9 protein-coding genes and 1 tRNA gene are annotated in these 11,277 nt (G+C 61.9%); 6 read left to right on the top strand and 4 right to left on the bottom strand.

The window, feature by feature from the left end; genetic code table 11:
- Window positions 1–363, bottom strand: a 363-nt coding sequence (locus tag M6D32_RS17675) for a hypothetical protein (protein WP_298258495.1), incomplete at its 3' end; no start/stop codon positions are given.
- Here M6D32_RS17675 and kdsB point away from each other — a divergent pair.
- Together kdsB and M6D32_RS17665 are read left to right on the top strand one after the other, a co-directional pair.
- Window positions 362–1,156 carry a 3-deoxy-manno-octulosonate cytidylyltransferase gene (gene kdsB / locus M6D32_RS17670; RefSeq protein ID WP_298258493.1) on the top strand — a complete coding sequence of 265 codons (795 nt, stop codon included), beginning with the start codon at window positions 362–364 and terminating at the stop codon, window positions 1,154–1,156. The genes M6D32_RS17675 and kdsB overlap by 2 nt on opposite strands.
- Window positions 1,157–1,175: 19 nt before the next feature.
- Window positions 1,176–2,036 (top strand): prephenate dehydratase, encoded by an 861-nt coding sequence (locus M6D32_RS17665; protein WP_298258491.1) that lies wholly within the window; start codon window positions 1,176–1,178, stop codon window positions 2,034–2,036.
- 5 nt (window positions 2,037–2,041) lie between these two features.
- On the opposite strand, the gene M6D32_RS17660 is transcribed toward M6D32_RS17665, so the two are convergent.
- Window positions 2,042–3,061 (bottom strand): LLM class flavin-dependent oxidoreductase, encoded by a 1,020-nt coding sequence (locus M6D32_RS17660; protein ID WP_298258489.1) that lies wholly within the window; start codon window positions 3,059–3,061, stop codon window positions 2,042–2,044.
- A 373-nt stretch (window positions 3,062–3,434) separates the two neighbouring features.
- On the opposite strand from M6D32_RS17660, the gene metF reads away from it, so the two are divergent.
- Both metF and metH read left to right on the top strand, forming a co-directional pair.
- Complete coding sequence (metF, locus tag M6D32_RS17655; RefSeq protein ID WP_298258487.1) at window positions 3,435–4,394, top strand: methylenetetrahydrofolate reductase [NAD(P)H]; 960 nt, start codon at window positions 3,435–3,437, stop codon at window positions 4,392–4,394.
- Between the two features lie 112 nt (window positions 4,395–4,506).
- Window positions 4,507–8,397: a methionine synthase gene (gene metH / locus M6D32_RS17650; protein ID WP_298258485.1), complete on the top strand. Its 3,891-nt coding sequence runs from the start codon at window positions 4,507–4,509 to the stop codon at window positions 8,395–8,397.
- Between the two features lie 163 nt (window positions 8,398–8,560).
- Here metH and M6D32_RS17645 read toward each other — a convergent pair whose 3' ends face one another.
- The gene (locus M6D32_RS17645; protein WP_298258483.1) at window positions 8,561–9,529 is read right to left on the bottom strand and encodes a complex I NDUFA9 subunit family protein; all 969 of its coding nucleotides are present in this window, start codon (window positions 9,527–9,529) and stop codon (window positions 8,561–8,563) included.
- Between the two features lie 136 nt (window positions 9,530–9,665).
- Here M6D32_RS17645 and M6D32_RS17640 point away from each other — a divergent pair.
- Window positions 9,666–9,752, top strand: a tRNA-Leu gene (locus M6D32_RS17640).
- 161 nt (window positions 9,753–9,913) lie between these two features.
- On the opposite strand, the gene M6D32_RS17635 is transcribed toward M6D32_RS17640, so the two are convergent.
- Window positions 9,914–10,390: a cupin domain-containing protein gene (locus M6D32_RS17635; RefSeq protein ID WP_298258481.1), complete on the bottom strand. Its 477-nt coding sequence runs from the start codon at window positions 10,388–10,390 to the stop codon at window positions 9,914–9,916.
- 58 nt (window positions 10,391–10,448) lie between these two features.
- On the opposite strand from M6D32_RS17635, the gene M6D32_RS17630 reads away from it, so the two are divergent.
- A complete protein-coding gene (locus tag M6D32_RS17630; protein ID WP_298258479.1) occupies window positions 10,449–10,910 on the top strand; it encodes a MarR family transcriptional regulator in 462 nt (153 codons plus the stop codon).
- Window positions 10,911–11,277 lie beyond the last annotated feature (367 nt).

The raw sequence follows: 11,277 nt of genomic DNA, 5'->3' as shown, positions 1-11,277 counted from the left end.
CAGCCGGGACTTTTCCAGTTTGTGTCCCATGCTGCCGCTGCAATCGAAAATCACACCCACCGATAAAGGAGCGTCTTCGCTGGAAAACTGCGTCACGGTCTGCTCTTTTTTCTCGTCGAAAACCTTGAAATTTTCTTTCTCCAGGCCGGTTACAAATCGATTCATGGGATCCGTCACTGTCACCGGCACCAACACCAGATTCGTGTCGATCCGGATATCGGATCTCGGCAGAATTTCCTTCTTCTCCGGCGTCTTTTGACGCGGGACGATTTGCACCTGGCTGGCCTGTTGCGCGCCGAGCCAGAACACGCCTCCCATAAGGACGGCGCTGAACGCGAACAACTTACGGTTGGAGGGCAGCATGGAGGCTCGCCAGCCTTTCTTTCTCCAAGTCTATCATAGGGTTTTTATGGTAGAATCGCGTGTGCCGCGTAAAATATTGGGCGTCGTTCCGGCGCGCTTTGCGTCCACTCGTTTTCCCGGTAAAGTCCTCTCCCTTATTTCCTCCAAATCGATGCTGCAGCACGTGTACGAACGTGCCTCGCAAGCGCGCTATCTGACGAGCACGATCATTGCCACCGACGACGATCGCATCGTTCAGGCCGCCCGCCGTTTTGGCGCGATGGTTCGGTTGACGCGCCCCGAACATCTCTCGGGTACAGACCGTGTCGCGGAAATTGCATCCGCCGAAAATGCCGACATAATCGTCAATATTCAGGGCGACGAGCCCCTCATCGACCCGGCGGCCATCGACGCCGCCATCCTCCCCCTGGTCCACGAACCCGAAATCGTCATGTCGACGCTGAAAAAGCGCATCGAGGACCCGCGCGAAATCGAAGATCCCAACGTCGTGAAGGTGGTCACCGACCGCGCCGGCGATGCCATTTATTTCTCGCGATGCCCGATCCCGTTCCCGCGGGACGGCGGTGCGGTGGACCATTACAAGCACATCGGGTTATACGTTTACCGCCGTGATTTTTTACTCGGGTATCCCATGCTCCCGGTAGGTCCGCTGGAGAAGGCCGAGAAACTGGAGCAGTTGCGGGCGCTCGAGGCGGGCATGCGGATCGATATCGGTATCGTCGATTCCGTGCCGCGCGGCGTCGACACCCCGGCCGACCTCGAAGCCACGCGCCTCATACTGGCCAAATCCTGACCGGCTGCTACAAGGCGTCATGACCAAGAAGCTGAAAATCGCATTCCAGGGCGAGCCGGGCGCGAACTCCCACATCGCCATCACCGAAGCCTATCCCGACGCCGAGGCGCTGCCCTGCCCGACTTTCGAAGATGCGCTCGTCGCGATTTCCTCCGGCGAAGCCGACCTCGGCATGATCCCGATCGAGAATTCGGTTGCCGGCCGCGTCGCTGACATTCATCACCTCCTGCCGCAATCCGGTCTGTTCATCGTCGGCGAGTGGTTCCTGCCGGTCCATCATCAGTTGATGGCGCTGCGCGGCGTCAAGATCGGCGACATCAAGACCGTCGAGAGCCACGTCCATGCGCTCGGGCAGTGCCGCCGCATCATCCGCAAGCTCGGCATCAAGCCGATCGTGGCGGGCGACACAGCCGGCAGCGCCCGCATGATCGCCGAGCGCGGCGACAAGAGCTGTGCCTCCATCGCCTCCCGTCTGGCGGCCGAGATCTACGGCCTTGATATCCTCGCTGAAGACGTCGAGGACGAGGCCCACAACACCACCCGCTTCGTGGTGCTGGCCCGCGAAGAAAACTGGGCCAAGCAGGGTTCGGGGCCGCTGGTCACCACTTTTGTTTTCCGCGTCCGCAACTTGCCCGCCGCGCTCTACAAGGCGCTCGGCGGCTTTGCCACCAACGGCGTCAACATGACCAAGCTCGAAAGCTACATGGTCGACGGTAATTTCTTCGCCACGCAATTCTACGCCGACGTCGACGGCCATCCCGAGGACCGGGGCCTCGCCTTCGCGCTGGAAGAGCTGAAATTCTTTTCGCGCGAATTCCGCATTGTCGGCGTCTATCCGGCCCATCCCTTCCGCGCCACCTTCAGCGAGACGCAGGAGTAAGTGGTTTACGCCGCTTCCTTCCTGACGAGCCCGAACGCATCTGCCAGCAGGCCATACGACTTCTTGCGCGCTTCGTGATCGTAGATCGCGCTGATGACCATCAGCTCGTCCGCCTGGCTCGCCGCGATCATCGGCTCGATCTTTTCCAGCACGGTTGCCGGACTGCCGACAAAAAGTCGCGAACGGTTGCGAGCGATCACGGCGCGATCGGCGTCCGTATAGGAAAAGGCCTGCGCCTCCTCGGGGCTCGGCAGCGGAATATACTGGCCGCGCTCGCGCATCAGGCGGTTGAGGTCCATCGACGTCGCAAGCCGCTCGGCCTCGGCGTCGGTTTCAGCCGCAACCACCGCGACGGCGAGAATGGCGTAAGGCGTCTCGCGCCAGCCGGTCCGCTTGAAGCGGGCGCGGTAGTTCGTCATCGCCGCGACCGCGTCATAGGACGCGAAGTGATGCGCGAACGCATAGCCCATACCGACCTGCGCCGCGAGTTCCGAACTATAGTCGCTTGAGCCGAGCAGCCAGATCGGCGGCAAAGGCGTGTCGTCCGGCATCGCCACCACCTTGTTGAAAGGGTGATTGGGCGGGAAGTTGCGGGTCTCCCACAGCGTCAGTTCATGCAGTCGCTCGAGGAAATCGTCGCCCTCGCGGTGATCGAGCCTTGAGCGCAGCGCATAGGCCGTGGCGCCATCAGTGCCGGGCGCGCGGCCGAGCCCGAGATCGATCCGGCCCGGAAACAGCGCTTCCAGCATCTTGAAGCGCTCGGCGACCACCAGCGGCGCGTGGTTCGGCAGCATCACCCCGCCGGAACCGACGCGGATGTTGTTCGTCACCGCCGCAATCTGCCCAATCATCAGGTCGGGCGCAGGGCTCGCGACCGACGCGAGGTTGTGGTGTTCGGCGAGCCAGTACCGGGTGAAACCAAGCGCGTCAGCGTGACGGGCAAGGTCAATGCTGTTGCGGAGCGCCGCGGCTGGCCTGGTGCCGGAGGTGACGACCGACAGATCGAGAACGGAAAGCGGAATCATGGCCGTAAACCTAATGCGGCGGGCAAAGCGCGCAACGGCGAGGCATGCAGATCAGACCGTTGCCGGTCTCCCCGGCGCCTGGCCGCGCTGCGGTGAGATGGGCGGCAGATTTCGTATTTATTAATTTCCTCATCTTGCCCACTATGTATCTCAAGTTTTAGATCTATATTTCTTAGTTATTACAATATATTATAGAAATACACCTACTTCCCACCGAAAGAAGAAATGCCAAATATCCTCCGATTCATTGGAAAGATTGGGCCATTTCCCATCCATCGTGGGCTATTTGGGGTAAGGCTTTTCACCTATCTTGGTCCGATACCACCTGCGCCGTGTGCGGCTTCCAGGGTTTGTTGCGGAGATTGCGAGAGTCATGAGCGAAACCATCCCGGCCACCCTTGGCGCGTTGAAGCATCCCGCCATCTCTTTCGAATTCTTCCCGCCCAAGACCGCGGAGATGGAAAAGAGCCTGTGGGAGACCATCAATCGCCTGGCTCCGCTGACACCCAACTTCGTTTCGGTCACGTATGGCGCCGGCGGATCGACCCGCGAGCGCACGCATTCCACCATCGCCCGCATCCTTGGCGAGACTGAACTCCTTCCGGCGGCGCATCTGACCTGCGTCGGTGCGGCCCGCGGCGAGATCGACGACGTCGTCGCGCGCTATCATGAGGTCGGCGTCCGCCACATCGTGGCGCTGCGCGGCGATCCGCCCGGCGGCATCGGCACCCCGTTTTCTACCCACCCCGACGGCTATCAAACCTCTGCCGGGCTCGTCGACGGCATCAAGAAGCGGTTTCCCGATATCGAGGTCTCCGTTTCCGCCTACCCGGAAAAGCACCCCGAGAGCCCGAGCTTCGATGCCGACATCGATGGCCTCAAGGCAAAGGTCGACGCTGGCGCCACGCGCGCGATCACCCAGGTCTTCTTCGATAACGACCTTTACTTCCGTTACCTCGACCGTGTCCGCGCCCACGGCATCGATATTCCGATCGTGCCCGGCATCATGCCGATGCATAATTTCAAGCAGGCGCGAGCCTTCGTCACCCGCGCCGGCACCACGGTGCCGGATTGGCTCGCGGAAAAGTTCGACGGGCTCGATGACGATGCCGAGACCCGAAAGCTCGTCGCGGCGACCGTCGCCGCCGGGCAGGTGCAGAAACTCAACAAGCACGGCGTCGACACCTTTCATTTCTACACCATGAACCGCGCCGATCTTGTTTTCGCGATCTGCCATCTGCTCGGCATCCGGCCCACTAGTGCCCACTTTCCGAAGTTCGCACGCCCTTCCCAGCTCACAGCTTTGCGAACTTCGGAAAGCTATGGGCACTAGAAGATTCATGGTTCTCGTGCCGCTTCTCGATTTGAAGTCCCTTTCGAGTTCGCGGCATACGCTGAGGGACTTCAAATCGGCGGCACGAGCCGCGCAGAAGGCGGCTTAAGCAATGACTGTTCCTGTCTCCCCGAAACGCACCGCATTTCTCGCTGCCGCCAAGGAGCGTATCCTCGTGCTCGATGGCGCCATGGGCACCATGATCCAGGCGCTGCAATATGACGAAGCCGCCTTCCGCGGCGCGCGGTTCAAAGACTTCCATCGCGACATCAGGGGCAACAACGATTTGTTGATCCTGACCCAGCCGAAGGCGATCGAGGACATTCACGCCGCCTATTTGCGTGCGGGCGCCGACATCGTCGCCACCAACACCTTCTCCTCGACCTCGATCGCGCAGGCCGACTACGAGATGTCGGACCTCGCCTACGAGCTCAATTTCGAAGGCGCGAAACTCGCACGTGCCGCCGCGGAGCGCGTCAGCCGGGAGGACGGCAAACCGCGCTTTGTCGCCGGCGCGATCGGCCCGACCAACCGCACCGCGTCGATCTCGCCCGATGTCTCGAACCCCGGCTATCGCGCCGTCACTTTCGACGATCTGCGCGCCGCCTATGGCGAGCAGATCAAGGGCTTGATCGACGGCGGCGCCGATCTGCTGCTGGTCGAGACCATTTTCGACACGCTGAACGCCAAGGCCGCGCTTTACGCCATTGCCGAGATCACCGAAGCGCGCGGCATCGATGTGCCTGTGATGGTGTCGGGCACGATTACCGACAAATCCGGCCGCCTGCTCTCGGGCCAGTTGCCGGAGGCGTTCTGGAATTCGGTGCAGCATGCGAAGCCGATTACGATCGGCTTCAACTGCGCGCTCGGCGCCGAGGATTTGCGCGCGCATATCGCCGACATTGGCCGCGTCGCCGATACGCTGGTCTGCGCCTATCCCAATGCCGGCCTGCCCAACGAGTTCGGCCAGTACGACGAGACCGCGGAATACATGGCGCGCCTGATCGGCGAATTCGCGGCTAGCGGCCTCGTCAATGTCGTCGGCGGCTGCTGCGGCACCACGCCTGACCATATCTCCGCGATTGCCGCCGCCGTAGCTCCGCACAAACCGCGCATCGTTCCCACGATCGCGCCGCGCCTGCGGCTCTCGGGCCTTGAGCCCTTCGCGCTCACACCCGCGATTCCCTTCGTCAATGTCGGCGAGCGCACCAACGTCACGGGCTCCGCGCGGTTCCGCAAGCTCATCACGGCCGGCGACTACACTGCCGCCTTGCAGGTCGCGCGCGACCAGGTCGAGAACGGCGCGCAGATCATCGACGTCAACATGGACGAGGGCCTGCTCGATTCGGAAGCAGCCATGGTGACCTTCCTCAATCTGGTTGCCGCCGAGCCTGACATCGCCCGCGTTCCCGTCATGATCGATTCCTCGAAATTCCCCGTGATCGAGGCTGGCTTGAAATGCGTGCAGGGCAAGCCGGTCGTTAACTCGATCTCGATGAAGGAGGGCGAGGAGAAATTCATCCACGAAGCCAGCATTGCCAGGCGGCACGGCGCCGCGGTGGTGGTGATGGCCTTCGACGAAAAGGGCCAGGCCGACACCTTTGCGCGCAAGACCGAAATCTGCAAGCGCGCCTACGACATCCTCGTCGACCGCGTCGGCTTCCCGCCGGAAGACATCATCTTCGATCCGAACATCTTTGCGATCGCAACCGGCCTCGAGGAGCACAACAACTACGGCGTCGACTTCATCGAGGCGACGCGCTGGATCCGGAAAAACCTGCCGCACGCACATATTTCTGGCGGCGTCTCCAACCTTTCCTTCTCGTTCCGCGGCAACGAGCCGGTCCGCGAAGCCATGCACTCGGTGTTTCTGTATTACGCCATCAAGGCCGGCATGGACATGGGTATCGTCAATGCCGGGCAGATGGTCGTCTATGACGACATCGACCCTGAGCTGCGCCAGGCGTCTGAGGACGTCATTCTCAACCGCGATCCCGATGCGTCGGAGCGGCTGCTCGCGCTCGCCGAGAAATTCCGCGGCAAGGAGAAGAAGACCGAAGCGCAGGACCTCGCCTGGCGCGAATGGCCGGTCGAAAGGCGGTTGTCGCACGCGCTGGTGCACGGCATCACCGAATATATCGACGCCGATACCGAAGAGGCACGCGCGTCCGTCGCCCGCCCGCTCGATGTGATCGAAGGACCGCTGATGGCCGGCATGAACATCGTCGGCGACCTTTTCGGCGACGGCAAGATGTTCCTGCCGCAGGTGGTGAAATCCGCCCGCGTGATGAAGCAGGCGGTTGCCTATCTCATGCCGTTCATGGAGGAAGAGAAGGCACGCAATCAGGCCAATGGCGGCGGCAATGAGCGCCGTACGGCCGGCAAGATCGTGCTCGCCACCGTGAAGGGCGACGTCCACGACATCGGCAAGAACATCGTCGGCATCGTACTGCAATGTAACAACTACGAGGTGATCGACCTCGGGGTGATGGTACCGGCGGCCAGGATCATCGAGACCGCCAAGCGCGAGAACGCCGACATCGTCGGCCTTTCCGGATTGATCACGCCCTCGCTCGATGAGATGAGCTTTCTCGCCGGTGAACTGCAGCGCGAAGGCCTGAACATTCCGCTTTTGATCGGCGGCGCCACCACGAGCCGGGTTCACACCGCCGTCAAGATCGATCCCAATTATCGAAGTGGTCCGGTGGTGCATGTCAACGACGCCAGCCGCGCCGTCGGCGTGGCCTCTTCGCTGCTGTCCCCGGCGAAGCGCGACGCGTTTGCCGCCGAGATCCGCGCCGAATACGGCAAGATTTCCGCCGCCCACTTCCGCGCGCAGGCCGACAAGAAGCGCCTTAGGCTGGCCGCCGCGCGCGCCAACGCCGTACCGGTCGATTTCGCCAAGACGCCGCCGAAGAAGCCGTCGTTCCTCGGTCTGAAGTCGTTCCGTACCTATGACTTGGCCGAACTGGCCAACACCATCGACTGGACGCCGTTCTTCCAGACCTGGGAATTGAGCGGGCGCTTTCCCGCCATCCTCGACGATCCCAAGGTGGGCGAGGTCGCGCGCTCGCTCTATGACGACGCGCGCAAGATGCTCGACCGCATCATCAAGGAGAAATGGTTCACGGCGCAGGCCACGATCGGCTTCTGGCCGGCGAACACGCAAGGCGACGATATCCTCGTCTATGCCGACGAGGCGAGAGAGAGGCCGATCGCGACGCTTCACACGCTGCGCCAGCAACTCGAGAAGCGCGAGGGTCGTTATAACGCCGCGCTCTCCGATTTCATCGCGCCCGCGTCGTCCGATATCGCCGATTATATCGGCGGCTTCGTCGTTACCACGGGGATCGGCGAGGACGCGGTTGCCGATCGCTTCAAGAAGTCGAACGACGATTATTCGTCGATCCTGTGCAAGGCGCTGGCCGATCGCCTCGCGGAGGCCTTTGCCGAGCGCATGCATGCGCGGGTGCGTCGCGAATTCTGGGGCTATGCGCCGGACGAGAATCTTTCGACCGAAGATCTCATTCTCGAGAAATACGACGGCATCCGCCCCGCGCCTGGCTATCCCGCGCAGCCCGATCACACCGAGAAGGCGACGCTGTTCAAACTGCTCGACGCCGAGAACACGGCTGGTGTAAAACTCACCGAGAGCTTTGCGATGTGGCCGGGCTCGTCGGTGTCGGGGCTTTATTTCAGCCATACCGAAAGCTTCTACTTCGGGGTCGGTAAGATCGAGCGCGACCAGGTCGAAGATTATGCCGCGCGCAAGGGTCTTGCGGTCGAACAGATCGAGCGTTGGCTGGCGCCGATCCTGAACTACATCCCGGCGCAAGACCAATCCGCGCAGGATCGCGCCGTGAAAGACGCGATGCCGACGCTGGCGCCCTCTTCCGCCAGGCCCGCCAACGACGCCGAGGCGAAAGAGCTGCAATCGCATCCGCCCGGCTGCAATTGCGCCGTCCATCTCGCCTGGCGCAAGCAGAAGGTCGGCGCGGGGTAGACATCTCTCCACTCGTCGTCCCCGCGAAAAGCGGGGACCCATAACCACAAGCCTTCATTGCTACGGCCCGCTGGAGCCACAGCGTTCGCGACCACATTAGCCTGTGGTTTTGGGTCCCGGATCGCGCTCGCGATGCTCGCTCGTCCGGGACGACAGCGATAGGTCACGCGCTCTTGTGCGTGAACTGGCCGGCCTTGCGGAAGCGCCAGAGATATTGCGGCGCGACGCCCTCGAGCGAATCAGGCGCGATGCCAAGCCCTTCCAGCGTGAGGCCGCTGGTCTTCGCGGCTTCCGATACCACATTGTCGCTGCGCAGAAGCTCGACCTGATCCGCCGTCAGGCGGAAGGCGCCGGGGGCAAATTGCAAAAACAGCGCCTGCAGTTTTGCAAGCCCGAACGGCAGCGACACCAGCATCCGCTCGCGTGCGGTGATTTCCAGGATCGCTTCCATGATCTCGAGCATGGTGAGCACTTCCGGCCCGCCGAGCTCATAGGTCGCACCCGCCTTGGTGTCGCCGTCGACGGCAGCGGCCACCGCGGTCGCGACATCGCCGACATAGACCGGCTGCAGTCTGGTGAGGCCGCCGCCGATCAGCGGCAGCGCCGGCGAGATCCGCGCCAGCGCGGCAAAGCGGTTGGTGAAATCGTCCTCCGGGCCGAACACGACCGAGGGCCGGAAGATGGTGGCGGAGGGAACAGCCGCCAGCACCGCCTGTTCGCCGGCAGCCTTGGAGCGGGCATAGCGCGAGGCGGAATTGGCGTTGGAGCCGATCGCCGAAACGTGGACCATCCGCGCACCGGCAGCCGCGGCCGCCTTGGCGACGTTGCCCGCACCTTCCGCCTGCACCGCATCGAAGGTCTGTGCCGCCGATTGCGCCAGGATGCCGACGAGGTTGATGGCAACGTCGGCGCCGCGCATCGCCGCCTCGACGGAGGCCGGATAGCGCAAATTGGCCTGAACCGCGTGAATCTGGCCGACCTTGCCGAGCGGCTGGAGGTGACCCGCCAGCTCCGGCCGCCGCACGGCGACCCGGATGCGGTAGTCGCGCTTGCACAGCGCCCGGACCACGGCCCGGCCCAGAAAGCCCGACCCGCCAAAGACCGTGACCAGGGTTTCCAGATTCGATGCCATGTTCGGTGCCTTTGAGCTGATGGGCTTGAGATTCGGCGATTTGCCGATACGCCATCGCCCGATTTCTGTACAGGTTTTTCAGCCGGACCTCGCCAATTTGACAAGCGCGCGACCGAACTTTAACTAGCGGCCTCATGCCCAGGTGGCGGAATTGGTAGACGCGCTGGCTTCAGGTGCCAGTGACCTAACAGTCGTGAAGGTTCGAGTCCTTTCCTGGGCACCATTCCCCTGAATTGAGCCGCTGACCGGTGCGCGAGACCGGAATTCTCCTGGTCCGGGACGCCGGCCGCTTCGCTCGTGGGCGAATCGCGGCTGAGAAGCGGCGGCGTTTTCACGCCCTCAAGATCCGTATGGGAAATCGGTTAGATAGCGCCGCCGGCGTCGTTACGTTTGAGGCGGGGCCGGCGTGAGACCATAGCGCCGCATGATTTCCGCCATCTTTGTCCGGTCCGGCGGGCCACCGGCCGCCGCCTTGATCACCTCGGCAGTCTCACGGAAATACTGCGGGCCCAGCGCGGCCGGCGTAATCACACAGAGCGCCTTAACGTCTTGACCTCCGTCATTATCAAACCGGTGAATGGCGCCGCGCGGAATGCATAGCGCCTGCCCGGGCCCAACTTCGACCTGTTTCCCGTTGACGGTCCAGGTCAACACACCGTCGACGCCGTAGATCGTCTCTTCGTAATGGTCGTGGCTATGAGCCGGAGCCGGCAGGCGCTGCGCCGCCGGGACGATCAACTCGAAAGCCGCGAGGCTGCCATTCGAGTTTTCTCCGGTGATCAAGAAGCGGACGGCAAGCGACCCGACACGGATGGTTTCATCGGAAGGATTGACGTGGAAGTTGACGGCTTGCTGGAGCATCGTGCTCTCCCGTGGTAAATTAAGTTTACCGTCAAAGTCCATTTACGGGAAGGCGTCAATGCCCTCATCGCGGAAAAATCGATCGGCCAACGCAAAGGATATGTTGATCGGCGCTCTGCTGCGCGTCCCGGCTCAGGCAATCCATCGCCGTATCATCCATGATCTCAATGTGGCGGGCTTTGGGGAGCTGCGCCTGCCCCATATCGCGGTGCTGCAGTTCCCGGGACCGGATGGCGTTCGCCCGGGCGTCCTCGCCGAGCGCGCTGGCATGAGCAAGCAAGCCATGAACCAGCTACTCGGGAGCCTTGAAGGTCTCGGTTATATCGCCCGATCCGATACGCCTGACGAGGGTCGCGCGCGAATTGTTCGCTTTACCAGGCGCGGGCACGCCGCATATTCGAAGATCCATGAAATCCTCCACGAGATTGAGCGCGAATGGAGTGCCGAACTCGGGCCTGCGCGTTTCGCCCAGCTCAAGGAGCTATTATGCCGCGTCTGGAATAGCCGGCTGATCCACTAGTGTGGCGAATTTGAAGTTCCTATCAGTTTCGCGGTGAGTTCGTTATAGGAACTTCAAATTCAAAGCCGCACTAGCATCAATAAGTTGCCAGAGCTCCTTTGATTCCGAAGTTCGAAACGAGGCTCCGCGAAATGCGACGAACTTCGGAATCGGGACACTAGCCTTAAGTTTGCGGCCGCGACACGCAGAAAACCGAATCTCTTGAATCACTTGAGGCGAAATTCGTTTGCCAAAAGTGTCCATGTGATTGGCCGCGCCGATGTTCACAAATCATCCAATTTGTGATTCGATTCGAAGCTCCACAGCAGCGAACTGCGTGTCCAGTAGCGGAAAAGGCGATTTTCGAGAATCGTGAGTCAGATCAGTC

Source organism: Bradyrhizobium sp., assembly GCF_027307225.1.
Taxonomy (GTDB): Bacteria; Pseudomonadota; Alphaproteobacteria; order Rhizobiales; family Xanthobacteraceae; genus Bradyrhizobium.
Note: the sequence above shows the minus strand (reverse complement) of the source record. Positions and strands in the feature narration are given on the sequence as shown.